Source organism: Paracidobacterium acidisoli, from assembly GCF_003428625.2.
In the GTDB taxonomy this organism is placed as follows: Bacteria; Acidobacteriota; Terriglobia; order Terriglobales; family Acidobacteriaceae; genus Paracidobacterium; species Paracidobacterium acidisoli.
In genome coordinates, this window is record NZ_QVQT02000002.1 from 474,532 (window position 1) to 499,810 (window position 25,279).

General features: G+C 59.2%; 22 protein-coding genes and 1 tRNA gene. 13 read left to right on the forward strand and 10 right to left on the reverse strand.

From position 1 onward, the window contains the following. Positions 1 to 74 precede the first annotated feature (74 nt). The 10 genes from D0Y96_RS05895 (at position 75) to D0Y96_RS05940 (ending at position 11,695) form a co-directional block, all read left to right on the forward strand. Positions 75 to 365: a hypothetical protein gene (locus D0Y96_RS05895; protein ID WP_147324933.1), complete on the forward strand. Its 291-nt coding sequence runs from the start codon at positions 75 to 77 to the stop codon at positions 363 to 365. Between the two features lie 7 nt (positions 366 to 372). Next, on the forward strand, positions 373 to 882 hold the full coding sequence (locus tag D0Y96_RS05900) for an NADH-quinone oxidoreductase subunit NuoE family protein (RefSeq protein ID WP_117298412.1): 510 nt from the start codon (positions 373 to 375) through the stop codon (positions 880 to 882). Then, positions 882 to 2,192 (forward strand): NADH-quinone oxidoreductase subunit NuoF, encoded by a 1,311-nt coding sequence (gene nuoF / locus D0Y96_RS05905; RefSeq protein WP_117298413.1) that lies wholly within the window; start codon positions 882 to 884, stop codon positions 2,190 to 2,192. Before D0Y96_RS05900 ends, nuoF begins: the two co-directional genes overlap by 1 nt. Beyond that, positions 2,192 to 4,540, forward strand: a complete 2,349-nt coding sequence (gene nuoG / locus D0Y96_RS05910) for an NADH-quinone oxidoreductase subunit NuoG (RefSeq protein WP_117298414.1) — start codon at positions 2,192 to 2,194, stop codon at positions 4,538 to 4,540. The genes nuoF and nuoG overlap by 1 nt, the downstream gene beginning before the upstream one ends. A gap of 112 nt (positions 4,541 to 4,652) precedes the next feature. After that, positions 4,653 to 5,708, forward strand: coding sequence for an NADH-quinone oxidoreductase subunit NuoH (gene nuoH / locus D0Y96_RS05915; RefSeq protein ID WP_117298415.1), 1,056 nt, complete (start codon positions 4,653 to 4,655; stop codon positions 5,706 to 5,708). 97 nt (positions 5,709 to 5,805) lie between these two features. Continuing rightward, the gene (locus tag D0Y96_RS05920; protein ID WP_117298416.1) at positions 5,806 to 6,300 is read left to right on the forward strand and encodes an NADH-quinone oxidoreductase subunit J family protein; all 495 of its coding nucleotides are present in this window, start codon (positions 5,806 to 5,808) and stop codon (positions 6,298 to 6,300) included. Positions 6,301 to 6,302: 2 nt separating this feature from the next. After that, positions 6,303 to 6,605, forward strand: coding sequence for an NADH-quinone oxidoreductase subunit NuoK (nuoK, locus tag D0Y96_RS05925; RefSeq protein WP_117298417.1), 303 nt, complete (start codon positions 6,303 to 6,305; stop codon positions 6,603 to 6,605). After that, the gene (nuoL, locus tag D0Y96_RS05930; RefSeq protein ID WP_117298418.1) at positions 6,602 to 8,647 is read left to right on the forward strand and encodes an NADH-quinone oxidoreductase subunit L; all 2,046 of its coding nucleotides are present in this window, start codon (positions 6,602 to 6,604) and stop codon (positions 8,645 to 8,647) included. Before nuoK ends, nuoL begins: the two co-directional genes overlap by 4 nt. A gap of 34 nt (positions 8,648 to 8,681) precedes the next feature. Further along, positions 8,682 to 10,211: a complex I subunit 4 family protein gene (locus D0Y96_RS05935; RefSeq protein WP_117298419.1), complete on the forward strand. Its 1,530-nt coding sequence runs from the start codon at positions 8,682 to 8,684 to the stop codon at positions 10,209 to 10,211. Then, positions 10,208 to 11,695: an NADH-quinone oxidoreductase subunit N gene (locus D0Y96_RS05940; protein WP_350448979.1), complete on the forward strand. Its 1,488-nt coding sequence runs from the start codon at positions 10,208 to 10,210 to the stop codon at positions 11,693 to 11,695. The genes D0Y96_RS05935 and D0Y96_RS05940 overlap by 4 nt, the downstream gene beginning before the upstream one ends. Before the next feature lie 64 nt (positions 11,696 to 11,759). Here the strand turns inward: D0Y96_RS05940 and D0Y96_RS05945 are convergent, their stop codons facing one another. The 4 genes from D0Y96_RS05945 to D0Y96_RS05960 all read right to left on the reverse strand — a co-directional run bounded on the left by D0Y96_RS05945 (position 11,760) and on the right by D0Y96_RS05960 (position 13,617). Then, positions 11,760 to 12,065 carry an ATP synthase F0 subunit C gene (locus D0Y96_RS05945; protein ID WP_117298420.1) on the reverse strand — a complete coding sequence of 102 codons (306 nt, stop codon included), beginning with the start codon at positions 12,063 to 12,065 and terminating at the stop codon, positions 11,760 to 11,762. 124 nt (positions 12,066 to 12,189) lie between these two features. Then, positions 12,190 to 12,927 carry a F0F1 ATP synthase subunit A gene (atpB, locus tag D0Y96_RS05950; protein WP_252263509.1) on the reverse strand — a complete coding sequence of 246 codons (738 nt, stop codon included), beginning with the start codon at positions 12,925 to 12,927 and terminating at the stop codon, positions 12,190 to 12,192. Between the two features lie 19 nt (positions 12,928 to 12,946). Then, on the reverse strand, positions 12,947 to 13,360 hold the full coding sequence (locus D0Y96_RS05955; RefSeq protein ID WP_252263510.1) for a hypothetical protein: 414 nt from the start codon (positions 13,358 to 13,360) through the stop codon (positions 12,947 to 12,949). After that, positions 13,357 to 13,617 carry an AtpZ/AtpI family protein gene (locus tag D0Y96_RS05960; protein ID WP_117298421.1) on the reverse strand — a complete coding sequence of 87 codons (261 nt, stop codon included), beginning with the start codon at positions 13,615 to 13,617 and terminating at the stop codon, positions 13,357 to 13,359. Before D0Y96_RS05960 ends, D0Y96_RS05955 begins: the two co-directional genes overlap by 4 nt. Before the next feature lie 152 nt (positions 13,618 to 13,769). On the opposite strand from D0Y96_RS05960, the gene lysS reads away from it, so the two are divergent. After that, on the forward strand, positions 13,770 to 15,377 hold the full coding sequence (gene lysS, locus D0Y96_RS05965; protein WP_117298422.1) for a lysine--tRNA ligase: 1,608 nt from the start codon (positions 13,770 to 13,772) through the stop codon (positions 15,375 to 15,377). Between the two features lie 136 nt (positions 15,378 to 15,513). Here lysS and D0Y96_RS05970 read toward each other — a convergent pair whose 3' ends face one another. Genes D0Y96_RS05970 through D0Y96_RS05980 form a run of 3 tightly spaced genes read right to left on the reverse strand, consistent with a single transcriptional unit; the run spans position 15,514 to position 16,949 of the window. Continuing rightward, positions 15,514 to 15,831 (reverse strand): BrnA antitoxin family protein, encoded by a 318-nt coding sequence (locus D0Y96_RS05970; RefSeq protein ID WP_117298423.1) that lies wholly within the window; start codon positions 15,829 to 15,831, stop codon positions 15,514 to 15,516. Then, a complete protein-coding gene (locus tag D0Y96_RS20685) occupies positions 15,794 to 16,108 on the reverse strand; it encodes a BrnT family toxin (protein WP_117298424.1) in 315 nt (104 codons plus the stop codon). Before D0Y96_RS20685 ends, D0Y96_RS05970 begins: the two co-directional genes overlap by 38 nt. A 43-nt stretch (positions 16,109 to 16,151) precedes the next feature. Continuing rightward, complete coding sequence (locus D0Y96_RS05980; protein WP_117298425.1) at positions 16,152 to 16,949, reverse strand: TIGR00282 family metallophosphoesterase; 798 nt, start codon at positions 16,947 to 16,949, stop codon at positions 16,152 to 16,154. Between the two features lie 129 nt (positions 16,950 to 17,078). Between D0Y96_RS05980 and D0Y96_RS05985 the strand changes: the two genes are divergently transcribed. Then, positions 17,079 to 17,489, forward strand: a complete 411-nt coding sequence (locus D0Y96_RS05985; protein WP_117298426.1) for an Rrf2 family transcriptional regulator — start codon at positions 17,079 to 17,081, stop codon at positions 17,487 to 17,489. A gap of 43 nt (positions 17,490 to 17,532) precedes the next feature. Here the strand turns inward: D0Y96_RS05985 and D0Y96_RS05990 are convergent, their stop codons facing one another. After that, positions 17,533 to 18,915, reverse strand: a complete 1,383-nt coding sequence (locus D0Y96_RS05990; RefSeq protein ID WP_117298427.1) for an MATE family efflux transporter — start codon at positions 18,913 to 18,915, stop codon at positions 17,533 to 17,535. A gap of 105 nt (positions 18,916 to 19,020) precedes the next feature. On the opposite strand from D0Y96_RS05990, the gene D0Y96_RS05995 reads away from it, so the two are divergent. Next, positions 19,021 to 19,108: transfer RNA gene (locus D0Y96_RS05995), tRNA-Ser, on the forward strand. A gap of 127 nt (positions 19,109 to 19,235) precedes the next feature. On the opposite strand, the gene D0Y96_RS06000 is transcribed toward D0Y96_RS05995, so the two are convergent. Both D0Y96_RS06000 and D0Y96_RS06005 read right to left on the reverse strand, forming a co-directional pair. Beyond that, positions 19,236 to 22,298, reverse strand: a complete 3,063-nt coding sequence (locus tag D0Y96_RS06000) for a glycosyl hydrolase family 28-related protein (protein ID WP_117298428.1) — start codon at positions 22,296 to 22,298, stop codon at positions 19,236 to 19,238. 107 nt (positions 22,299 to 22,405) lie between these two features. Next, entirely contained in the window at positions 22,406 to 25,225 is a 2,820-nt protein-coding gene (locus D0Y96_RS06005; RefSeq protein ID WP_158562241.1) for a PIG-L family deacetylase, read from the reverse strand. Between the last annotated feature and the right edge of the window lie 54 nt (positions 25,226 to 25,279).

Genomic DNA, 25,279 nt, shown 5'->3' on the forward strand with positions numbered 1-25,279 from the left:
GAGATGCTTTGGTGTTGCGGGAACTTTGGATTTCCTTTGTTTCTGTTGTTCGATCGTATGTGGCAGCGCATGATATGGCGCGTCCCACAGGCAGGACGCTGGTGGATGAAGACGCTCTGAAAGATGGAGCGGGGCGTCTGACGCTGCGCAACGGGCAAAAAATTCTGGTGCTTGAGTTTTCCACGGAGAACGGCGCCGGAACGTGGACACTATATGAGGATGATCCCGGCCCCGAGCGGGTTCTGGAGCGCGGCGAGTATCGCATCGGCGCGGACAGCCTGGTGGCGCTGAGCGACCGGCGCGGGACGCTGGAGCTTGAAGTGGCGGCAGAGGCTTTTACCGCCAGGATTTTTGACGAGGAGTAAGCGGCGGATGGCAGCAGAAAAAACAACGATCTTTTCGCCGGAGACGGCGGCGCGCTTCGACAAGCTGGTGACGATTTACCCGGTGAAGCGCTCGGCGCTGGTTCCGATGCTGCTGTATGCGCAGGACGACATCGGCTACATCTCGGACGCAGTCGTGGCCGAGATTGCGGAGCGGATCGGGATTACGGAGCTCGATGTGCGCAACGTGCTGAGCTACTACTCGATGCTGCGGACGAAGCCGGTGGGCAAATATCACGTGCAGGTGTGCACGAACATCAGCTGCATGCTGCGTGATGGATACGCCACTCTGGATCAGTGCAAAAAGAAGCTCGGCATCGGACACAAGGAGACCACGGCGGACGGTCTCTTCTCGCTCGAGGAAGTGGAGTGCCTGGGCGTATGCTGCTGGGCCCCGGTGGTGCAGGTGAATTACGACTTCTACGACCAGCTGACGCCGGAGAAGCTGGACAAGGTTCTGGACGATTACCGCGAAGGACGCGGAAAGGAGACGAAGTAATGCCCAGTCTGGTCTCCCATCCTGATGAAGTGAAGATTCTCTCGCGGCGCTTTGGACAGGGCGCGGCGGATATCGAAAAGTATCTGGAGATGGATGGCTATAAGGCCGTCCAGGCAGCGATCGAAAAGGGTCCGGACTGGATCATCGCCGAGATGAAGGCATCGGGGCTGCGCGGACGCGGCGGCGCGGGCTTCCCTACCGGCATGAAGTGGTCCTTCGTTCCCAAGCAGTCGGCAAAGCCCAAGTACGTGCTGGTCAACGGCGATGAGAGCGAGCCGGGAACCTGCAAAGACCACCTGATCTTTCTGCATGATCCGCATGCGGTCATCGAAGGCACCATGATCGCCGGTCTGGCGATCGGCTCCAAGCTCGGCTTCATCTATCTGCGCGGCGAATACCGCTATCTGCTGAAGATCGTCGAGAAGGCCGTCGCGGATGCGTATGCCAAAGGCTTTCTCGGTAAGAACATCTTCGGCACAGGTGTGGACTTCGACATCGTGACGCAGACGGGTGCGGGCGCATACGAAGTCGGCGAAGAGTCGGCGCTGATGGAGTCGCTCGAAGGCAAGCGCGGCGTGCCGCGCATCAAGCCGCCCTTCCCTGCCGTGGTGGGACTCTATGGCGGTCCGACAGTCATCAACAATGCGGAGACGATTGCGACTGCGCCGCATATTCTGCTGATGGGCGGCGAGGCTTACGCAAAGGTCGGCTCGGAGCGTAACGGCGGCACACGGCTCTTTGGTATCTCCGGCCATGTGGAGCGGCCAGGCGTGTATGAGCTGCCGATGGGCTACAACCTGAAGAGGGCCATATATGAGGTTGGCGGGGGCATTCGTGGCGGAAAGAAGCTGAAAGCTGTGGTTCCGGGCGGCTCTTCGACGCCGGTACTTCTGCCGGAAGAGATCGACATCGGCCTCGACTTCGATCAGCTGGGCAAGGCCGGATCGATGCTGGGCTCAGGCGGAATCGTGGTGCTCGATGAGACGGTGAGCATCGTTGAATTCGCACTGCGCACGATCAGCTTTTATCAGCATGAGAGCTGCGGATGGTGCATCCCCTGCCGTGAGGGTACGGACTGGCTGAAGAAATCGATCGGGCGCATCTATGCCGGCGGCGGCATGGAAAAAGACATCGATAACATCCGTTATCTGGCGGAGAACATGATGGGCAGAACCTTTTGCCCGCTTGGCGATGCGGCGGCGATGCCGACGCTGGGGTTCGTGAAGAAGTTCCGGCAGGAGTTTGAGGATTACGTGAACGGGAAAGCTCGGAGCGAGACTCCGCTGCTGCAGATTTCGGGGGCGCACTGATGGCGGACGTAAGTTTCACAGTCGATGGGAAAAAGCTCACTGCGCCGGCGGGGACGCTGCTGATCGATGCGTGCAGGGCGCATGGGATTGAGATTCCGGCGTTCTGCTACTATCCGGGACTGTCGCTGCAGGCGGCGTGCCGTATGTGCGTGGTGCGTCAGGAGAAGGTGCCTAAACTGCAGACGGCCTGCACGACTCCCGTGGCTGAGGGCCTGGTCTTCACCACCGAGAGCCCGGAGATTGCGCAGGCGCGCAAAGCCACCATTGAGCTGCTGCTGGGAAACCATCCGCTGGACTGTCCGGTGTGCGACGCGGGCGGCGAGTGCGAGCTGCAGGATATGACCTTCCGCTACGGCGCGCACGAATCGAAGTACGTCGAGATCAAGCAGCACCGCGAGGAGCAGCAGTGGTCGCCGGTGGTCTTCTTCGACCGGCCGCGCTGCATTCTCTGCTACCGCTGCGTGCGCATGTGCGGCGAGGGCATGGACGTCTGGGCGCTCGGCATTCAGAACCGCGGCGCGGGCGCGGTCATTGCGCCGAACAAGCAGGATCATCTGGAGTGTGAAGAGTGCGGCCAGTGCATCGACGTATGCCCGGTGGGCGCGCTGACCTCCGGCACGTACCGCTATAAGACCCGGCCGTGGGAGATGAACCACGTGAGCACCGTCTGCGCGCACTGCGGTGACGGCTGCAAGACCACGCTCGGGCTGAAGCGGGCCGATGACGGCATGGAAATTGTGCGCGGCGACAACCGCGACAAGAGCGGCATCAACGGCGACTTCCTTTGTATCAAGGGCCGTTACGCATTCGATTACTCGAACCGCGAAGACCGTCTGACGAAGCCGCTGGTGCGGCAGGCAAATGGCGAGCTGGCTCCGGTGAGCTGGGAAGAGGCTCTGGAGTTTGCGGGAAAGAAGCTGCGCGAGATTCGCGATGCGAAGGGTGGACGCGCCATCGGCGTGATCGGCTCGAACCGCACGACGAACGAAGAGGCATACCTGCTGCAGAAGTTTGCGCGCTCGGTGCTGGGGACGAACAATATCGACCACCACCGCACGGCGGATTATGCGACCTTTGCCGCTGCGCTGAAGGGCAATGCCGATCGCGAGGCTTCGCTTCGCGACTTTGCGGCGGCTCCGGCGATTCTGCTGCTCGGCGGCGATCCGACCGAAGAGCATCCCGGCCTGGCATGGCAGCTGCGCAGCGATGTGCGGCTGAACCAGGCGCGGCTGTATGTCGTGAACCATGAGCTGATCAAGCTGCGGCGGCAGGCGAAGGCCTTCCTGGAGATTTCGCAGGACGGTTATGCGGATCTGGTCTCCTTCCTCAGCGGCAACGGCGGCGCACTGTCGAGCAATGAAAAGGCCGCATCCTTCCGTGAAGACCTGCTGAAGGAAGAATCGGTGCTGATCGTCTTCGGTCCCGAGTATCGCGGAAAAGATATTGAGGCGCTGGTGAAGTTCGGCATGGGCTTTCCGAAGGCAAAGTTTGCCATCCTGGGCGATTACGCGAACTCACGCGGCGCCGCGGATATGGGGCTCTTTCCTGATCTGCTGCCAGGCTATGTTCCTGTAACAGCGGCGGGCACGTTTGCCGAAGAGTACGGCGAAGCGCTTCCGGCTGCTCCCGGACTCGATCTGGTCGAGATGTTCGACGCGGCGGGCGCAGGCGATCTGGCGGCGCTTTATGTAGTCGGGTCGAACCCCGTCTCGCGTTATGGCGTGGATGCCAGCGCGCTGAAGAATGTCTTCCTCGTCGTGCAGGACATGTTCCTGACGGAGACGGCAAAGCTGGCCGATGTGGTCTTCCCTGCTGCCAATCTGTACGAGAAGGCCGGAACGGTCACCAACACCTTCGGTGATATTCAGCTTGTGAAGAAGGCTGCCGACCGCGCCGGTGTCCGCTCCGACTTCGAGCTGATCGTCCGTCTTGCGGACCGGATGGGCGCGGATGTGAAGAAGCTCGTTCCCTTCGGCAGGGGCGGCGTACGTGCCGACTTTGGCCAGACCCGCGGAGCGCAGTCAGGCGAGGCGGACCGCCATCAGGTGTGGCTGACGGCGCACCACATCGAGCTGAAAGCGAGCCCGTTCGATCCGTTTGCCATCTTCGATGAAGTGCAGCGGCTGGTTCCGGCATACGACATTCCGCGCATGGATCTTCTCACCGGAAACGATCAGCACATTAAGACCGAGCTGGTGCAGATCGAAAACACAGGCAGCCGGCGCGATCTGGTGCTGCCGTCGAAGGACACGCTGTTTACATCGGGCACGCTGGGTAAATACAGCGCGATGCTTCATTCCGTTATGGAGTCGCACACGCGCAAGACTGCGGAGACCGCAGCCGATTAGCGCACCGCTCGCAGCGGCCGAAGCCGCGCGGGTTTTAACGATGGTTTGTACGGCCTGAAAACCGTACCTTTCAGGGCCTGCGGAGCCGCAGGAACAGTTTGAAAGGGTTTGGATGGAGACCGGGTTCTGGTTATTTCTTCTCATCAGCATCATCAAGATCCTCGTGGTGGTGGTGATTCTGCTGACTGCGGTGGCCTACACGGTATTGCTTGAACGCAAAGTGGTCGGCCGCATTCAGAACCGCTGGGGACCCAGCCGTGTCGGCCCCTTCGGGCTGCTGCAGCCGCTGGCCGATGGCGCGAAGCTCTTTCTGAAGGAAGATCTGATCCCGGAGTCGGTCTACCGGCCGCTCTACATTCTGGCGCCGATCATTGCGCTGAGCTGCGCGCTCATGTCGATTGCGGTGGTGCCCTTTGGCGCGCCGGTCATGTGGCACGGCGTGAACCTCTTCCAGATCACCGATGTGAACATCGGTCTGCTGGTGATCCTGGGCATCACGTCTGTCGGCGTCTACGGCATTGCCCTCTCCGGATGGTCCTCGAACAACAAGTACTCGCTGCTGGGCGCGCTGCGCGCGAGCGCGCAGGTCATCAGCTACGAGCTTGCGCTGGGCCTCGCCGTTGTGGGTGTTGTGATGCGCACCGGCTCTCTGAGCCTGAAAGACATTGTCAGCGTGCAGGCGACGCATGGCCTGTTGTCCTGGAATTTCTTCGGCGGCTTCCAGTTCGTTGCGTTCTTTATTTACCTGATCGCCGCGTATGCGGAAACGAATCGCGCTCCCTTCGATCTGCCTGAGGCGGAGAGCGAGCTGACGGCCGGCTATCACACCGAATACAGCTCGATGAAGTTCGCGATGTTCTTCATGGCCGAGTACGCGAACATGATTACGGTAAGCTGCGTGGCTACCCTGCTGTTCTTCGGGGGATGGTCGAGCCCCTTCGGCAATCTCATTCCTGCCGTCGGCGGTGTGGTCGTGCAGGCACTGCTGCCGGTGTTCTGGTTTGTTCTGAAGGTCTTTTTCTTCCTCTTTCTTTACATCTGGGTACGCGGCACGCTGCCGCGTTTCCGCTACGACCAGCTGATGGGATTAGGCTGGAAATTCCTGGTGCCGGTAGCTATTGCAAATATCGTTGTCACCAGCTTCTGGATGGCTCTGCGGGCCCGGTAGCTGTGATTTACAATCACAGTTTCGGACCCCGGAAATTCTTCTTCTGATCTCTGCTGTTATCCGGCTGAACCCTGTTGTTCTGCGAGCGACTGAAAGCATGCATCTGGTCCTGTTCTTCATCTTCGGCGCGTTGTGTGTGGCGGGAGCGCTGAACCTGCTGCTGCAGCGCCATCCCATCAACAGCGCCCTGTCGCTGATTGTTGTGATGACGTCGCTGGCAGTGTTGTACCTGCTGCTGGGGGCTGAGTTTCTGGCTGCGGCGCAGGTGATCGTCTACTCCGGCGCCATTATGGTGCTGTTCACCTTTGTCATCATGCTGCTGAATGCGGGATCGGAAGAGCGAACCCACGGCAGCAAAATGGCGTATCTCTTCGGCTTTCCCGGCGTGGCCGCGCTGCTTGGGCTTCTGGCCTTTGTCTTTCTGTCGCGCAGCAGCAGCTTCGGACAGGCGCAGCTTGGCGAATACCTGGTAACAACCGCGGATCTGAGCAAAGTGCTGTTCCGCGATCTGCTGCTGCCCTTTGAAGTCACCTCGGTGCTGATTCTGATTGCGATTCTCGGCGCAGTGGCGCTGGCCAGGAAGGAGCACTGATCATGGTTCCGGTTTCTTACTACCTTGTGCTCGCGGCCATCCTGTTTTCGATCGGCGTAGCCGCTTTTCTGGTCAAGCGCAACATCATCAGCATCTTCATGTCGATTGAGCTGATGCTGAATGCCGTGAACCTGACCTTTGTCGCCTTCGCTCACCAGTGGCATCAGGTGAGCGGGCAGATCTTCGTGTTCTTCGTCATGGTCGTTGCTGCGGCCGAGGCGGCGGTGGGGCTTGCGATCATCATCGCCATCTTCCGCACGCGCAACACCCTCAATGTCGATCAAGTGGATTTGATGAAACTATGACCAGCGCATCAGGCACACATCTCTGGCCCCTGTGGCTGATCCCGATCGTTCCCTTCATCGGATTTCTGGTGAACGGCCTGCTTGGCCGCCGGTTCCCGAAGGCGGTCGTTTCCGCAGTGGCTCTGATTGCGACGCTGATTCCGCTGTTCCAGGTAAGCGCCATCGTTCTGAACTTCAGATCGCTGACGCTGCCGCACGTGGAAACAATCGGCACGTGGATTCAGGCAGGCTGGTTCCACGCGGACTTTGCCTTTCAGGTCGACCAGCTCACGCTGGTGATGCTGTGCGTCGTGACCGGCGTCGGCTTTCTGATTCACGTCTATTCGGCCGGCTACATGGCAGAGGAAGAGGGATACTGGCGGTTCTTTGCCTACCTGAACCTCTTCATGTTCTTCATGCTGGTGCTGGTGCTCTCTGCCAATTACCTGCTGATGTTCGTCGGCTGGGAGGGCGTGGGCCTCGCATCGTACCTGCTGATCGGCTTCTACTTTCAGAAGGACTCGGCCGCAAAGGCGGGCAAAAAGGCTTTCGTCGTCAACCGCATCGGCGACTTCGGCTTTCTGCTGGCCATGTTTCTGATGATCGCGCACTTCGGCACGCTGAACTTCGGAACCATCTTCAGCACCGTTGCGGCGCACCCGGAGTGGCAGGGCGGCTTCCTGACGGCCATCGCCCTCTTCCTGATTCTCGGAGCCACCGGCAAATCGGCGCAGATCCCTCTGTATATCTGGCTGCCTGACGCGATGGAAGGCCCCACGCCGGTCTCGGCGCTGATTCACGCTGCCACCATGGTCACAGCCGGCGTCTACATGGTGGCTCGCACGCATGTGATCTTCGATCGCTCGCCGTTTGCACTCGCAACCATTGCAATCATCGGCACTGCAACGGCCTTCTTTGCAGCGACCATCGGTATCGTGCAGACCGATATCAAGCGTGTGCTGGCCTATTCGACGGTCTCGCAGCTGGGATACATGTTCCTGGGCTGCGGCGTGGCGGCATACGCTTCAGGCGTCTTCCATCTGGTCACGCATGCCTTCTTCAAGGCGCTGCTCTTCCTCGCTGCAGGTTCGGTGATTCATGCACTGAGCGGCGAGCAGGACATGCGCGTAATGGGCGGGCTGCGAAAGAAGATTCCCGTCACCTTCTGGACCATGACGGCAGCGGTCTTCGCCATCTCCGGCTTTCCGCCCCTTTCCGGATTCGTCAGCAAGGACGAGATCCTCTATCAGGCATTCGTCTCCGGCGGTCTGGGCCGGGTGTTGTGGTTCGTCGGACTGGTCACAGCGGGACTGACTTCGTTCTATATGTTCCGGCTGTGGTACCTGACCTTCTTCGGAGAGTCCCGGACGGGAAAAGCACACCATGCGCACGATCATGCGCATGCCGCGGATCACGGCCACGCACACGGCGTCCACGAAAGTCCGTGGATCATGCTTGGGCCGCTGGTGATTCTGGCGGTGCTCTCGGTGTTCGGTGGGCTTCTCGGATGGCCGGAGGCGCTGGGTGGCAGCAACTGGTTCGGACATTTTCTGGAGCCGGTACTCCAATCGTTCCAGTATTTACCTGGACTACATCCTGGTACTCAGGTGACAGTGATGTTCCATAATCAGCCGTCGCCTGAAGGCAGCCGCGGTCTGGAGCTCGCACTGGCAGGTGCTTCCGTGCTGGTGGCCGTTCTCGGCTGGCTGACAGCTCACATTCTGTACTTTGCCAAACCATATCTGCCCGCTCAGTTTGCCGGAAAGCTGCGGGCGCTTTACTCCCTGCTGGCTGGAAAGTACTGGGTGGATGAGCTGTACGGCGCGGTCGTCGTGACGCCGGTCCTTCTGGTCTCGCGATACCTTCTGAAAGGCCTGATCGATCGCGGTGTGATCGACGGCGGCACGTACGCGGCCGGATACTCCGTGCAGGGGCTCGGCGCGCTGGTGGCGCGCATTCAGTCGGGTAATATTCGTTCGTATGCAGGCTGGCTGGCACTGTTTGCCGCAGTGCTGCTGCTTGTGACGTATTTCGGATTTACGGCCCACTTCCTGCTCCGGTAAGCCGGAACGGAAGACTTATTTAAGGAAAGGCTTCGTGCTGAGCGATTCGATACTGACGCTGACGACGTTTGTGCCCACTGCGGGCGCGCTGGTCGTCGCTTTGCTGCCGCGGCGGGGACGTGTGATCCAGTGGTGGACGCTGGCAGTCGCGCTGGCCACTTTTATACTTTCGCTGCATCTGCCGTTTCACTTCGATTACACGCGGCACGGCTTCCAGTTTGAGGAAAATTACGCGTGGATCGCGAGCCCGGCCATTCGCTACCACCTGGGCGTGGACGGCCTTTCGATGTGGCTGATCCTGCTGACCACCTTCCTCGGCCCTCTGGGCGTGCTGGCTTCGTGGAAAGCGATTGAGTCGCGAACCAAAGAGTTCTATTTCTTCTTTCTGCTGCAGCAGACAGCGATGATCGGCGTCTTCGTCTCGCTCGACATGTTCCTGTATTACGGTTTCTGGGAGCTGTCTCTGGTGCCGATGGCGATTCTGATTGCGATGTTCGGCAGAAATCGCGGACCGCAGGCGGCCATCAAGTTTTTCCTGTACACCTTCCTCACCTCGGCGCTGTTCCTGGTTGCGATTCTGTGGCTCTACTCGAAGGCCGGCACCTTCGACTTCGTGGAGCTGCAGAGCAGACTCGGCGACGGCAGCCTGGCTCTGGCTCCGAAGGCCCTGTGCTGGGTTTCGCTGGCCTTCCTGGTCGCGTTTGCGGTCAAGGTCCCGGTCTTTCCGCTGCACGGCTGGCTGGCCGATGTCATCAGCGAAGCACCTACGGCCATGGCGATGGTGGTCGCAGGCAAGCTGGGACTCTATTCGATCCTGCGCTTCAATCTCGGCCTCTTCCCTGCTCAGTCGCGTGAGTTTGCGCCCTGGATGATCGCTCTGGCGGTGATCGGACTGCTTTACGGCGCTGCGGTCGCGCTCGCGCAGACTGACATGAAGCGCCTGGTAGCGTATGCCATGCTCAGCAGTCTCAGCTTCTGCACGCTGGGCATCTTCTGCTTCTCGGTTTCGGGGCTGAACGGCGCTGTCTTCCAGACACTGAACGAAGGACTCACCGGCAGCGCGCTGCTGATCCTCGTCGGCATTCTGTATGAGCGCTACGGAACAACGGACCTTACCCAGTTCGGCGGAGCTGCGGCAAAGCTGCCCTGGATGGCAACACTGTTTGTCGTCACCACGCTGTCGCTGGTGGGTCTGCCGATTCTGAATGGTTTTGTCGGCGAGTTTCTGGTGCTGAGCGGCAGCTTCCCGGTCAGCCCAGGATGGGTCGCCGCGGCAACGATCGGCGTCATTCTGAGCGCGGCCTACATGTTGTGGATGGTCCAGCGCATCTTCTATGGACCGCAGTCGGCTCTGGTGGCCGGCAAGGCGGCCGGCGATCTGAATTTCCGTGAGCTGGTTACGCTGTGGCCGATGGCGATACTGATGCTCATCATGGGTGTGGCCTCGCCTTACTGGATTCGTGCAATCGACGGAGCGGTGAGCAGTCTTGCAAACAGCCAGGTAAATTCTGTAACACACACCGTGACAAATGCGGCGATTCCGGTGGCGGAGGTGAAGCAGTGAACGGTCCGGCACAGGTGCTTCGCATTCTGCCTGAGGTCATTCTGACCATTACCGGCGTGCTTATCATGCTGATCGAGCCGCTGCTCGCTCAGAAGTCCAGCCGCAAACCGCTGGGCTGGCTGGCGGTGCTGGGTACGCTGGCTGCGCTGGCGGCAAGCCTGTGGCAGTATCAGCTGCCTCCGGGCACGGCATACTTCGGCGTGGTGCAGACGGATGCCTTCAGCGTCTTCTTCCATGTGCTGCTCTGCGGGATCGTACTGGCCTCTCTGCTTGCCGTGCTCGGTTCCGTGCCTGACACGACGGAGAATCTGGGAGAGCTGTTTGCGCTGATTGTCTTCGGCGCGATCGGCATGCTGCTCATGACCAGCGCCGTCGAGCTGCTGCTGGTCTTCATCGGCCTCGAGATCTCATCCATCTCGACCTACATCATGGCGGGCTTCCGGAAGAAAAGCGCCAAAGGACCTGAATCCGCCATCAAGTATTTTCTGCTGGGCTCCTTTGCAACAGCCTTCTTTCTGTACGGCATCGCTCTGCTCTTCGGCGCCACCGGCACGACGCGAATCGGCGACATTGCCGCCGCGCTGAGCACGGGGCAGGTCTCCGGACTGGTTTACATCGGCCTGGCGATGATTCTGGTCGGCATCAGCTTCAAAGTCTCTGCTGCGCCGTTCCATGTATGGACGCCGGATGTGTATGAAGGTGCGCCGTCTCCCATCGTCGGGCTGATGTCGACCGCTCCCAAGGCCGCGGCGTTTGCGGTGCTGCTGCGCATTGCCTATGGAGCGCTTCCCCTGCTGCACGCCCACTGGATTCCGCTGCTGTGGTGGCTGGCGGTCATCTCCATGACGGTGGGTAACCTTGGCGCGCTGCGCCAGCTGAACGTAAAGCGCATGCTGGCCTATTCGTCGATCGCACATGCCGGATATCTGCTGGTGGCGTTCACGGCGCTGTCTGTGGATGGAATTGCCGCAGCAAGCTTCTACGCTGTCTCGTACGCGGCGATGAACGTCGGCATCTTTGCCGTACTGAGCCAGGCGGGCGGATTTGAAGACCGCCTGACCTCGATTCAGGATTACCGTGGTCTCGCTTACCGGTCTCCGCTTCTCGGCGGGGTAATGGCGTTTTTCCTGATCTCCCTGATCGGAATTCCCTTCACCGGCGGCTTCTTCGGCAAGTTCTATGTCTTCTCAGCGGCGCTTCACTCAGGCATGGTCTGGCTGGCGATTATCGGCCTGGTCAACAGCGGCATCGCGGCGTTCTACTACCTGCGGGTAATCACGGCGGTTTATTCCAAACCGGCAGCTACGTCTCCGGTGAATGAAGTGCCTCCGGCATCGGTTCCGCTGATGCTGACGCTCTTCCTCACTGTGGTGACGACACTCATCCTCGGCATTGTGCCGGGAAGGGTTCTGGCCGCCGCCAAAGCCGGAGCACAGACCTATGCTTCGGTAAACGGAAACGGAACGACGGTGGCAAGCCGCTGAAGTCGCAGCATCCGCAAACAGAAAAGCCCGGCCGAAGCCGGGCTTTTTTATTCCTGTAATTCGCTTACTTCACCTTGAGGAAGATGATGACCAGGGTAAACAGCGTCAGCGACTCGATAAACGCGAGCCCAAGAACCAGCAGAAGCTGAATGCCGGCACGTGCTCCGGGGTTGCGGGCGAGCGCCTCGGTGGCCGATGCGGTGGCCTTGCCCTGTCCGAGGCCGCAGAGGCCGGCAGCGATGGCCATGCCGATTCCGGCGCCGATGGGAACGAGGCTGGCGGCTCCGCCACCTTCTCCGGTTTGAGCAAACGCCGGGGTCGCCATGATCAGGGCGGCCAGCGTCATCAGGAAGTATTGCAGCTTGCGCATGGTGTTACTCCTGCTTCCGAAAATTGCCGCCAGTGGGTGGTTGAGGCTCACCGTGCTGGCCCCCTCACGCTGAACGGCTTTCTGCCGGGAGTGGAAGCGAGACTCCCGGAGAGATTCTTATTCCTCAGTGCTCGTGCGCGACCGCCTGCGACAGATAGATCAGCGTCAGCAGCATAAACACGTACGCCTGGATCACGGAAACGGCAAAGTGAAGACCGAGGAAGATGATCGGAATGCCGATCGGGATCATCGAGAAGAAGACCAGGGTCAGCAGATCGCTGGCGAACATGTTGGCGTAAAGACGAATCGTCAGCGACATGATGCGGGCGAAGTGCGAGATGATCTCGATGGGGAAAAGCAGAGGCGCGATCCACCATACCGGCCCGGCAAAGTGCTTCAGGTAGCCAATGGGCCCCTGCGCGCGAACGCCGTTCCAGTGGTAGTAGAGGAAGACTACGAGCGCGACGCCCAGCGGAACCACCGGGTCCGATGTGACCGAATCGATGCCCGGCAGCAGGCCCGTGAAGTTGCAGCAGAGCAGGAAGACCAGAACGATGGTCGCAATGGCGACGTGCGGCTCGTAGCCGTGGCCGATGATCGCTTCTCCCTGGCTGCAGACAAACTCATGCACGATCTCCACCAGATGCTGCGCGCTGCCAGGACGCTCCACGCTCAGCACGGAGCGCACCAGGACAAAAAAGAGCAGCATGAGGAACGCGATGAAGCTCTCGAGCGCGAGCGCCTGATTGATGGGCGCGGCAGGGTGTACCGGGTGGATGCCGAGCTTCAGCATGGTGGCTGTAATCGGCACGGCAAACAGGTGGTTCAGGAGTCGTGTCAGGGCTTCAATCAGGCTCAGCATAAAAGTGATTCGATTCTTTTCAGGAGCGCACGAGCCGTACGGCCTCAATGGTCAGGGCTGCCACCGCCAGTGCCAGACCCGCAATCAGCGCGTAAAGCGATCCATGCAAACACTTTAGGGTAGCATACAGAACAACTGCCGCAATACCCAGACGCAGGAAAAACATCACCAGCAGAAACCCGGTCGACCGGGGAGTCTTCTGGTTGTCGAGCCGCGCATTGATCAGCGCAACCAGCTGCTGCCACTCATAGAGCCCCACTCCGGAAACCGCTGCACCGACAAGCACATAAACGCCGCTCTGCCACCCGGCAATCAGCGCGAAGAGGCTTCCGCCAATCAGGGCGAGGATCACGATGGTGCGCAGGGCGCGCCGAAAGGCAGCCTGCAGATCCGCATCCGTAAACTGCAGAAAAGAATTAGCTTCAGTCGTCATTTCTTTCCATCGGGCTGGCTTTCACCGGCGCGGAGAGCCTGGCGCACGGCTTCCACCAGCCCCGCGATCACACCAAAGAGCAGTCCCGGAATGTAAATCCAGTGCTGATGCAGCCAGTGATCGAGCAGCGTGCCGCCGGCCCAGCCGATGAAGACCGCCGCAGGCAGAACAATCGCAATCTGTACCAGCCGCTCGGCCTGGACCAGACTGTGCAGGGCGTTGTTCCCGTTCCCTGCGGATTTTGGATCGACCGCCATGTTCTTCGTCTTTATACACAAATCTGCCTTCCATGCGCACGGCCCCGCGAAACGAACAGCATCCGGGCGCATTGCGACCGATCACGGCAGATTCATTCCGCCGCAAAGTTATACTTCAAAGGAACCTTTGCAGGCAGATTGAGGAACTATACGTGTTTGAATCGGATTTCGAGCGCAACCTCTTTGCGCTCCGGCAGGAAAAGCTGAAGCAGATTGAGGCGCTGGGACAGGCCGCGTACCCCAACACGTTCAAAGCGCCGGGGGGGTATACGGAGCTGACCATTCCTCATATTTGGGAGAAGTACGGCAAGGCGACGGGCGAACAGCTCGAGTCAGAGCGCGTGCATGTTGCTGTCGCCGGCCGGCTGATGGCGATTCGCGGCCAGGGCAAGGCGGGCTTCGCGCATCTGCAGCAGCAGGATGCGCTGTATGCGCAGAAGAATGCCGAGCCTGCGGCCGAAGGTGAGAATAAAACTCCGAATTACCGTCTGCAGATCTACGTTCGCAAAGACGCCGTCGGCGACGCCGGTTTTGATCTCTATAAACTGCTCGATCTGGGCGACCACATCGGCGTGACCGGCTATCTGTTCCGCACGCGGACGGGCGAATTATCGATTCACGTCGAGAGCCTGACCTTCCTGGCGAAGGCCATGCTGGCTCTGCCGGAGAAATATCATGGCCTGGCCGATCTGGAGCTGCGCTACCGCCAGCGGTATGTCGATCTCTTTATGAACCCCGAGGTGCGCGAGGTCTTCGTCAAGCGCGCTCAGGTGCTGCGGGCGATCCGGAAGTTTTTCGATGAGCGCGGGTATGTGGAAGTCGAGACGCCGATGATGCAGCCCATCGCGGGCGGCGCGGCGGCAAAGCCATTCACCACGCACCATAATGCGCTCGATCTCGATCTGTTTCTGCGCATCGCACCGGAGCTGTATCTGAAACGGCTGGTGGTCGGCGGGCTGGATCGCGTCTACGAGATCAACCGGAACTTCCGCAACGAGGGCATCTCGACGCAGCACAATCCCGAGTTCACCATGCTCGAGTTCTATCAGGCCTACGCCAACTATCACGACCTGATGAACCTGACCGAAGAGCTGATCCGGTTTGTCGCGCTCGAAGTGAACGGTACGACGAAGACGGTCTTCAATGATGTGGAGATCGATCTGGGCAAGTGGCGGCGGTTTACGATGCGCGAAGCGATTATTGAATTCTGGCCGGAGGCGGCGGGTGCAAAGCCTTCGATCTCCGATTTCAACGCAAGCGACTGCGTGATCACGGTTGTCGAGCGGCTACGCGCTGCTAAGATTCACGTGGAATACAAGCCTGGTGAGCCACTCGGCAAGACTATCGCCACTCTCTTCGAAACAGTTGCGGAAGAACATCTGATTCAGCCCACCATCATCTACGAGTTCCCTCTCGCAGTTTCCCCGCTGTCGAAGCAGAAGCCCGACGAGCCGGATTGGGTCGAGCGCTTCGAGTTCTACATCGGCGGCTTCGAAGTCGGCAATGCCTTCAGCGAGCTGAACGATCCGGAGGAGCAGCGCAGGCGCTTTGAAGATCAGCTAAAGGAGCGCGAGCGCGGCGATGACGAAGCGCACCAGATGGACGAGGACTACGTCCGCGCGCTGGGCTATGGGCTGCCGCCGACAGGCGGCGAGGGCATCGGCATCGATCGCCTCACGATGATCCTGACCGGATCAAAGTCCATTCGGGATGTGATTCTCTTCCCGCTGATGCGGCCACCGCAGAATGCGGACGAATAAAGGGGAAAGCAGGTCCTTCCGCTGCGCGCCTTCGACTCTCCGGCGGGGATTGACAATCTGTGAGAGCATATGATCCCAACTACAGGCAGATGTAAGACGCCTTAACACTTTTTAGATGCACCTCAGACGCGATGTTTTAACTGGCGCGGCGGCGCTTTTGTTCGGTCTCCACCAACATGGCGGCACGCAGCAGGGCGTTCATTCTGGTCTGATAGCCGCTTCCCTTCTTTTTCAGCCAGGCGATGATATCGGCATCCAGACGGACGGTTAGCTGCTTTTTGACGGGGCGGTACCAGGGATTCCGGATGGCGTTCCTGAAGGAATCTTCTGTCAGCTCAGGAATATCGGAAAGGTCGATCTCGCCGTCGGGGCGGGAAGCCAGCTCTTTGAGATGGCGCTTCATCGCCGGAGTTACCTTAATATCCGTCAGCGTCTTTCGCACAATTTTTCCCATAAAGAATCCTTTCTCTCCTGGTTGCCGGTCTTGCAGAGATCAGTCGCACGATTTCCTTCGATTCATTCGGCGCTGCATGCAGGGTATGCGCCACGAGCAGAAGCGTTGTGCCTGCGGCAAATCCGATGACGTGCCATCGAAGCTCCCCGTCAACCATCCGGTCTTCTACGAAGACGGCATTCGGGTCATCGAAGACAATCATGGCTTCCTCGAAGGTGACGCCGTGCTTGCGGCGGTTGCTTTCGGCCTTTGCCTCATCCCACTCGAAGAGGATCATGCGTACAGAAAGATTGTAACTACAAATTTATAGCTACACAAATCTATTCGCCGAGCAGCAATCTCTGCGTAGATACAGCCCGCCCGGTTGCGCCGTCGCATTCAATCAGCGTGGCGCACAGGCGCGGATCGCCCTTTGCCGGCTCGAATTTTCCCGGCATTCCGGTAAGAAACCGCTGCAGCACCAGCTCTTTTTCCACGCCGATGACGCTGTCCCAGGGGCCGCTCATGCCGACATCGGTCTGATAGGCCGTACCGCCTGGCAGGACGCGGTCATCGGCGGTGGGAATGTGCGTGTGCGTGCCGAGAACGGCGGTAACGCGTCCATCAAGATACCAGCCCAGCGCAACCTTCTCCGAGGTCGCCTCAGCATGGATATCGACGAGGATCACCTTTGCGGTGATCTGCTTCAGAAGATCGTCGGCAACGCGAAAGGGGTCATCGCTTGAACCCATGAAGACTCGCCCCTGCAGATTGATCACGGCATAGGCCTGCCCAGTCGGCAGCGATCCCTGATAAAAGCCGTGACCGGGAGTGCCGGCGACATAATTTGCAGGGCGCACAACGCGGCGAGGGCGCTCATGGCTCTCCGTCGGCACCGACTGCATGTATTCGATAATTTCGCGTTTGTCCCAAACGTGGTTACCCGTAGTAATCACATGAGCGCCAAGGTCGAATATCTCCTCCGCAATCGCCGGCGTAATACCGAAGCCGCCCGCGGAGTTTTCTCCATTCACGATCACCAGATCGATCTGACGCCCGGTAATGATATGGCCAAGATGCTCACGCACAATGCGGCGGCCGGCACTGCCGAAGACGTCTCCGACGAACAAAATACGCACACTCACTCCTGCACAAAGCCTGATCGAGAGGATAAAGAAGTTCGATGCTAACACGGGATGCGAGCAGGAAAACGCGATTGTTACAATCTCCGCGTATTGATTCCTGCCGACCTGTGGTAGCGTGACAACATGGCCGTCAATACCCGATTCGCAACCGGCGTTCATGCCCTGGCTCTGCTTGCTGTCGAACCGGATGTACTGCAGACCTCAGAGGACGTGGCACGTAAACTGAACACGAACCCCGTAGTCATTCGACGTATCTTTTCGCTGCTTCACCAGGCAGATCTGGTGGAAAGCCAGAAGGGACCGAATGGCGGCTCAAAACTGGCGAAGCCTGCAAAGGAAATATCGCTTGAAGATATCTATCGGGCGCTGGACGGCGGCGCGCTCTTCCATGCGGCCGATCTTTCCGGGCCGATGACGGGAAAGGTCAATCCTGTACTCGCGGGTGTATTCCGGAGCGCAGAAAAGGCGCTGCGGGAAGAGTTATCGAAGACTTCGCTGAATCAGTTAGTGAAGAAATCCATTAAGAAGAAGTAACGACAGCAGTCAGTCGACTCTCTCTGGCGGCTCCTGCCGGCGCTTACGCGGCGGCGGCGCTTCGTGCATCTGTTCGCCAGCGCGCGCAGAGCAGCAGCGCGATGGTAATCAGCGCAAATGTGAGCCCGCTCCACAGGCCGGAGAGCCCCCAGCGCAGGCGGAAACAAAGCAGCGCTCCAAGAGGCAGACCAAGAATCCAGTAGCCGGTCAGATTCATCAGCATGGGAAAGCGCGTCTCACCGAGGCCGCGCAGCGCACCGGTGGAGACGGTCTGTATGCCGTCGAAGATCTGGAAGCCCGCCACGATCGCCAGAATGTGCGTGCCAAGGGTGAGCACCTGCCGGTCATGTGTCCAGATTTTCAGAATCGGCTGCGGCACAGCCAGGAAAAGAACCGCCGTGCAGGCCATAAAGCCCGCGCCGAGTCCGATGGCCAGCCAGCCGGCTCTTCGCGCCTTCGCGCGGTTCCCCGCTCCGACGGCATGGCCCACGGCCACGGCAGCCGCAGCGGAAACACCCAGCGGGACCATGTAGGTATAAGCGGCGCAGCTCAGCACAATCTCATGCGTGGCCAGTGCAATAGGCGTGAGATGTGCGGAAAGAACCGTCGCCGCGCCAAAGGCTGCAACTTCAAGCACCACCTGCGAGGCGGCGGGCAATCCCAGCCTCAGAAGTGAGCGAATACTCTTCCAGTCCGGCCCAGGCCAGTGCGCAAAGAGCGCATGGCCGCGCTTCCTCTCGTGCGCCCAGGCTGCAAAGATAAGCACCGCTGCCATATACAGGCGCGCAACACAGGTGGAGATGGCGGAGCCACGCACGCCCAGGGCAGGCATACCGAATTTGCCGTAGATGAAGATCCAGTTGCCGGCCACATTGACGAGGTTGGCGGTGATCAGCGCAAAGGTAACCGGACCCACCCGGCCGACTCCCTGCAGGTAGCGGCGAAACCCACCATAGAGCAGCAGCGGCAGAGTGCTCCAGTTGAGCACTCCGGTATAGGCGCGGGTGAGGCTGCCAACAACCGGATCGACGCCGTGCCCGGTAAAAACAATCTCCGCCCCAAAGACGACCAGCATCAGCAGCGGCGTGACGGCAAGAGCGATGTAGATTCCCTGTGCCAGCGAGCGATGGCAGCCGTCGTAATCACCCGCTCCCCACGACTGCGAAACAAGCGTATCCAGCCCCAGCAAAAGGCCAATGCCGAACAGAGAGGGCGCATAATAAACGGCATTGCCGAGACCAACCGCTCCAATGGCATCAGGACCTAGCTTGCCGACCATGATGAGGTCGACGATGGTCATGGTCATCCAGCCGATTTCGGACAGTACAACAGGGATGGCCAGCGCCAGAAGCGCACGCAGCTCGGCGCGAAGACTGTACTGTTGCGAGGTCTGCTCGAAAACCTGAATCTCGGATGCCTGGTCCATAGGTCTGCACGATGATCGTATCGGGGATCTGCACGATTGTATCGGGCGATGGCTGCGGAAGAGGAGCAGGAGCAGACTGTGGTAAATTCGATAATGGATAGCGCCGGAGAGATGGCCGAGTGGCTGAAGGCGCACGCTTGGAAAGCGTGTATACCGCAAGGTATCCAGGGTTCGAATCCCTGTCTCTCCGCCATAAACAGCATCGGTTGCCCAAACCGATCCTTTTATTTGTACCTTTCTGAAATCCCGGCTACGCCTTTATATTTGCTTCCTCCGGCGATTTTCATTCCTGCACGCCGATCATCTTTTGGATTCCCGCATTATTTCGAGCCACGCACATTGACCGCAAACAAGGCATGATGCGCAAGAATGAACAGCGTGCGATGATCGCTGCCGCCAAAAATAATATCAATCGGACGCTCAGGCACGTCGATGCGGCCAATCTGCCGGCCGGCAGGGTTGTAAACAAAGATTTGCCCGTTGGCGATGTACACATTGCCGGCGCCATCGACGGCGACACTTTCGCCGCCTCGTTCGGCAAAGGGCCGCAGATCGCTTAGTGTGCCATCTGCGCCAACCAGCGCACTATAAGTGCGGTCTTCCGATTCACTGCTGACGTAGACCCGATGCCCCGGCAAGGCACGAAGAAAGCCATAGCTGTCCAGATTGTCAGAGAAGCGCGTGCCGGTATAGTCCGGTGGCCCCTGCTGAAAGACGCGCGCCGCAGGCAGGAAAAGGCTGCCATCGGGAGAAACATATTCCTTTGCTTTCGGCGTCGATACATCCTGTGCGAACATTTCGGCGAGCGTCGTATAGGTGAAGGTGCTGAAGTTGAGCTGATTCGCAAATTCTCCATTGTTCCAGTAATTGACGGGCAGCAGGGCCATCGCATCGGGATGCGGCCTCATTTCCTGCGGCGCAAGCACCGTAATCTGATCCTCCGGTGATCCGGGACGGAAAGCATACACCGTTCCCTCCGCGCCCGCGGAAGAGAGCACCAGCATATCGCCCGCCTTATCGAAGGCCAGATTCACCGGATCGAGCGGATTGTCGCGCTCGATCGTTAGCCCTTCGTCTGCCGACCAGCCATAGATGCGCTGCTGATGGTGATCGACAAAATACAGTTTGCCGGCTGCATCCACGGCCGCGCCGGAGATGGAATAAAAGCCATCCTCCAGCTTCCTGACCCGGGAATCCGGCGCGAGCACAGCAGAGGCATCGGGCGCAGGCGGCACAGCAGGAGAGGCCGGAACGTCGAGCACAGCGAACCGCCGTTCGCGCACCTCCAGATGGTGCGTCATATCCTCAATCGCATTCTCATACGGAAACTTGCTTACCCGCAGAAATGTGCCGCAGCCGTTTTCATCGCAGGTAGCAAATCCGCTCTCGGCATTCACGAGAACATTGCGGAAGTGGATCTCTGAGGAATGATAAAGACGAACGGCTGCAGGAAATGGCGCCCGAGAGCGCGTAACGCGATAGCCATGGTAGTTGGCGACGGTGATGTTCTTCGACCAGTCGAATTCGAGAGACAGAGCTTCGATGCTTTCGCCCGCTTCTTCCTCGGTCTGCGGAGCGTCGATATCCCAGTTCTCCACATGATCGAACTTAATTTCGTTGCGAACGTGGTGCTCGTTGGATAGCTCATACACATGGCCGGGCGTGGTTGTATCGGAGACGTAGAATCCCGCCTGAGCAAAGGTGTCCGGCGTCCAGATATTGGCGAAGGTTCCTCCGCCGCCATGTGTCACCCATAGGCTGGGATACTGTCCGTCCCACCTCTTATGCAGATCGGGATCGGCCGTGTGGGTGTTGTTATAAGGATTCATCCCGCTGCCGTGGCCGCCCAGCAGGCGCACATCGTCGGCAAGCGAATCGGCTCCGGCACACCACAGCACGCCCACCGCACGCGGGTTGATACCTCCGGTGAAGACTCCGAGCCCCTGAACGATGTTCGAGCCATGCTCCGGCGCATAGATTACGGCTTTGGGCGCGCCTGTGCCCTGGTAACCCGCCGCGCTGTCAGGAAGATCGAACTGAGCCAGGTAAGGATGCAACCCGATCAGGACCGTCTCCGGTTTCAGCCTGAGTGTGTCGCTGACGACATAATGGCCGCTCGGAAAATAGAGCACGCGATGCGTATCAATCGCCTTCTGGATCGCAGCGGTGTCATCGGTCGTGCCATCTCCGATGATGCCCAGCGTATGTACATTCACCCACTCTGCGACAGGCGGCAGAGCCGGAATCGCAGGTGGCAGCGATGCGGGCATGGTGCTGAGAGCTGCAGCGTCATAGAGCATGCCGATGCTGCCGGTGCTTCCCTCCCCCGGCACAATAAGCCCGTAGTTGAAATTTCTGATCCGGTACATCATGCCTTTGCCGGGCACCTTTTTCCCGCTTTCGCGGAACTGGGCAAAGGTCGGTACATTCTTCAGAACTGCATTCTCAAATCCGATCTCCGTGAGCGGACTCTTTTCATTGCTGATGATGACCGCGGAGCCGGATATATTCTCGAAGCGGCAATCCTTCACCCACAGCTCATCGGAATAGTGCGGATCGATATCAATAGCCGTCGGCACATTGCGGAATGTGTCGCGAATGAGAGTCAGCCCGGCTTCGTGTTCGCGAATCGCTGCTTCGCGCTGCCCTTCAAACGAAGAATCGATCAGCGTGAACTGCCAGGCCGGCGATGGCTTATCTGTGAGAATTCCATAGCGTCCGCCATAGAAGTGCAGATCCTCGGCCTCATTACCGACTTCGGTCAGTCCCGCCAGGCCCGAGCCGATATGAAAGTCGATATGGCTAAGCAGGGAGTGCTGCGCGACATGGAACCGGATCGCCACGGCTGCCGGATTGCCATCGCCGATTTCGAAATCGACGTTGCTCATCGCTGAATAGAATGTGCCGGGATTGGCGTCGGCAATCGCATCGTTGGGCGGCACGCTGCCAGGAGGAGGAAACGGAATGCGGCGGCTCTGTGCATGGGGCGTACCTGGGCGTGCGCCGGCAAAGATCACCATGTCACCAATACCCTGCTGAAAGCCCGGCGTGTTGTCCGCCAGCACAAAAACCGGACGCGTTGCGCCATAGCCGAGAACGCGCACACCCGGCCAGACGTAAATCGTGCGCGTGAGCCGGTAGCGTCCTGAAGGGATGAACACAATTCCGGCGTGATCGGGTCCCTCAGCCTTGTCGATGGCGGCCTGGATGGCCGCGCTGTCGTCTGCCTGTCCATCGCCCCGCGCGCCAAAGGCCTGCGCTGTGAGATAGACCGCGCCAGGATCGTCGAGCCGGGTCGTGATGACGGATGCGGCCAGAGCGGCGGAAGAGAGACCTGCGAACAGCGTGGCGAGCAGCAAAATCTTTTTCATCATTGTGTTCATTGCCGGTTTCTGTTGTACATCACAAGGTCGCTATTTAAGAAACCAGCCGCCACAATCTGAGACAAATACAGTCCGGACCGCTGAACACTTCACTGTCGATATGCCATTCACTGCTTCCTTTCCGGATTGTCCGGAAGGCTGACCAGGTTCGCAAAGATGCGGAATGCGCCCGGTACGCCAAGGGGCAGCTCACGATAAAACGCGTAGGCCGTGTAGACATACATGCCCCTGCCGTAGTGAGCCACCAGGAATCCCCCCTTCTGCGGGTCCTGCCCGGGATCGTGGGTTTCAATCAGCGGCTGATAGTGCGAATCCCACGACTGCATAAATTTCGATCCGCGCTCTTCGATCCATCCCTGAAAATCCTTTTCCGTGATTCTGTTCGGCCACGAAAGAACCGGGCTGGACGGATCGAGAATCGCGACAGGAGAATTTTCATCGGTGACTTCTTCAGGGTCCGAGGTCATCGTGTACGGATAGGGTCCGAAATTGTGATCGAATTCCGGAGTCTGATACTGCACGATCACCACTCCTCCGTTTTTCACATAATCGAGCAGGCGCCCATTGTAGGTGCGCAGGTCGTCGCGAACCGCATAGGCGCGAACACCGACCAGAATGACGTTATATTTGCTCAGATCGGAGCCGGCCAGATCCTGCTGCGTGAGAAAGTGAACATGCACATCCAGATCTTCAAGCGACTGCGGCACGTCGTCTCCGCTTCCCTCGATGTATCCCACGGAAAGGCCAGGAGCAATTTTTACATCCGCTCCAACTGCCCTGTATGTGGAGGCCTGATAGTAAAAATACGGCCTTAGCCCCTGATATCCAGTCTCTGTATAGCCTTCTTTGTACTGGTGGTTCTGATACTCCGCGACCGCGGTCAGCTGATATGCCTGGTCCGCAATATGCTCCGGAAAGACCTGGAAGGTTACGACCTGCTCTTCCCCGTCCTGCGCGAGTGAAAAGTTATACGTGGCGGGCTCTGATCTCCAGGCGGGAGGCATCTCCAGATGAAGGCTTCCCTGCGCAGACCCCTTCACATTGCTGTGGATGCGCACACTCACCGGGAATGAGGTCTTCTCAGGCGGGACGACACCCGCACTCTGCAGCAATGAAACAGAGATCGCGGGACCGATCGGCATCGGCTGAAATACCAGCCCTGGTCCAACCTGTCTCTGAACGGTCTGCACGGTCTCCGCCAGCCGTATCTGAACTCCCTGATAGCTCGCTGTCACCCATGCCTCGAGTGGATAGGGAGCAAGGGGCATTCCGCGATACTGTGCATCGCGCAGGTCGTAGTAAGGCTGCTCCATATCCGGACGCTCAAAGTAGGGCCTTGTATACGCCGCGTCATCCGGAACGTGAACGCCGAAGGATGCGTCGAAGGTGTCGCCTCCATGAAGCTGAGCAGAGGTGCTTCCGCCGGGCTGGATACTCCATGCGCTCTTCCCCACCGCATGCACTGCAACCTCATCGATCCTTACCGGCGTTGCGCCTGTTTCTGCCACATGGACCTTCACGCGAAAGTCCTGTCCCGGAATCGCCATCTGAAAGCTGGGCTGAATGCCCATGAAACGGGCGAACGGGCCGGATGGCTCATGCGCCGGAGCGATGTTGGCGGCAACAGTGATGCCCAGTGACAGGACCAGCGCATCGTTGAACTGTGCCTGCTTCACCTTCAGCTCGTGCACAACATCGTACTTTGCGCGCTCAGAGAGCGAGCTGCCGCTGACTTCCGCAATAAGCCCGGTCGTCGCTTTCAGCCCGTCAGCCAGAGCACCGGCTATGCGGCCGGGCTCGCTCGCGGAATAGTTTGTGATCGCGCCCTCGACAATACCGTTTAACCGCTCAAGCCCTTGCGTCAGAAAAGTGTGGTTCTCTCCTGCGGCGAGATCGGCAATGCCGGAGAGCGAGATATCGATGCCGTCGAAGAACGATTTCTCCTTGTCTCCTGCGGGGATACGTGAAGCAAAGCGGTGATACGCGGACTCTTCCGGACCATCCAGCGGAACCTCAGGGCCGCCGTTCTGCGATTTCTGGAAGCCCAGGCCCGTGCGCGCAATCTGCCGATCATCCAGACCGATGAGACTGTTATAGGTTCCTTCCGGTACGTTGACCGTAGCGCTTACTGCTCCGGGCTCAAATCTGCCGGTGATGTAATTCTGCACGCCGGCCGGCGCCCAGTGATGCGTTGCATAGTCATACAGCCCTTTGGGAGAGACATTACCCTGCTCAAGAGAAAACGGAACGCGCGCATACTCCTTCAGAGGGTTCCACGGCTGCAGCCCCTCTTTGATCTGATCGGGGAAAACATTCGGATCGCCCGCGGCCCTGAAGACCTCCTGCGCAAAGCGTCCGGCAGCAGCATGGTTTCCATGCCCGTCGGATGGCCCACCGACAAAGACGGAAGTAATCACAAGAGGCCGGGTGATACGAACCGCGCGGACTACGTCGTAAAAGATGCGGTCATGTCCCCACTTCTGAAGAGCCTCGTCGAGCGTTTTGGAGAAACCATAATCGGCCGCCACTGAAAAGAACTGTTGAACACAGTAATAGCGATCGGCCTGCAGCAGCTCTTCGGTGCGCACCAGACCCAGCGGGTCCCACAGATCGGACGACATGACGTTTGCGCCGCCTTCGCCGCGATTCAGCGTCATCAGCGCAACCCGCGCGCCCTCGGTTCGTGACTCATAGGCAAGCACACCGCCATCCTCATCATCGGGGTGAGCCGTAATCATCATCATGCTGGCACGGGTATGCAGCTTCTGCAGTACCTGCCAAAGAGCGGCTGCGCCGCGGTCTTCGGGAATGGCAACTGCATCCTGCCGCGCGTCTACCGCCGCTTCACACGGTGCTTCCGCCAGGGACGGTTGCGCGAAAAAACTGAACAGCGCCGGCACAAGGATGCCGGCCGCTGCCAGGGACATAAGCCTGCGTGAAACGAACATCTCATCCCCTCAGAAAAGCAGCCGGCCACGGCA

Coding starts and splice junctions, on each gene's coding strand:
- D0Y96_RS05895 (WP_147324933.1), top strand. CDS start 75: ATGGCGCGTCCCACAGGCAGGACGCTGGTGGATGAAGACGCTCTGAAA.
- D0Y96_RS05900 (WP_117298412.1), top strand. CDS start 373: ATGGCAGCAGAAAAAACAACGATCTTTTCGCCGGAGACGGCGGCGCGC.
- nuoF (WP_117298413.1), top strand. CDS start 882: ATGCCCAGTCTGGTCTCCCATCCTGATGAAGTGAAGATTCTCTCGCGG.
- nuoG (WP_117298414.1), top strand. CDS start 2,192: ATGGCGGACGTAAGTTTCACAGTCGATGGGAAAAAGCTCACTGCGCCG.
- nuoH (WP_117298415.1), top strand. CDS start 4,653: ATGGAGACCGGGTTCTGGTTATTTCTTCTCATCAGCATCATCAAGATC.
- D0Y96_RS05920 (WP_117298416.1), top strand. CDS start 5,806: ATGCATCTGGTCCTGTTCTTCATCTTCGGCGCGTTGTGTGTGGCGGGA.
- nuoK (WP_117298417.1), top strand. CDS start 6,303: ATGGTTCCGGTTTCTTACTACCTTGTGCTCGCGGCCATCCTGTTTTCG.
- nuoL (WP_117298418.1), top strand. CDS start 6,602: ATGACCAGCGCATCAGGCACACATCTCTGGCCCCTGTGGCTGATCCCG.
- D0Y96_RS05945 (WP_117298420.1), bottom strand. CDS start 12,065: ATGCGCAAGCTGCAATACTTCCTGATGACGCTGGCCGCCCTGATCATG.
- atpB (WP_252263509.1), bottom strand. CDS start 12,927: ATGCTGAGCCTGATTGAAGCCCTGACACGACTCCTGAACCACCTGTTT.
- D0Y96_RS05955 (WP_252263510.1), bottom strand. CDS start 13,360: ATGACGACTGAAGCTAATTCTTTTCTGCAGTTTACGGATGCGGATCTG.
- D0Y96_RS05960 (WP_117298421.1), bottom strand. CDS start 13,617: ATGGCGGTCGATCCAAAATCCGCAGGGAACGGGAACAACGCCCTGCAC.
- D0Y96_RS05970 (WP_117298423.1), bottom strand. CDS start 15,831: ATGGGAAAAATTGTGCGAAAGACGCTGACGGATATTAAGGTAACTCCG.
- D0Y96_RS20685 (WP_117298424.1), bottom strand. CDS start 16,108: ATGATCCTCTTCGAGTGGGATGAGGCAAAGGCCGAAAGCAACCGCCGC.
- D0Y96_RS05985 (WP_117298426.1), top strand. CDS start 17,079: ATGGCCGTCAATACCCGATTCGCAACCGGCGTTCATGCCCTGGCTCTG.
- D0Y96_RS05990 (WP_117298427.1), bottom strand. CDS start 18,915: ATGGACCAGGCATCCGAGATTCAGGTTTTCGAGCAGACCTCGCAACAG.
- D0Y96_RS06000 (WP_117298428.1), bottom strand. CDS start 22,298: ATGAACACAATGATGAAAAAGATTTTGCTGCTCGCCACGCTGTTCGCA.
- D0Y96_RS06005 (WP_158562241.1), bottom strand. CDS start 25,225: ATGTCCCTGGCAGCGGCCGGCATCCTTGTGCCGGCGCTGTTCAGTTTT.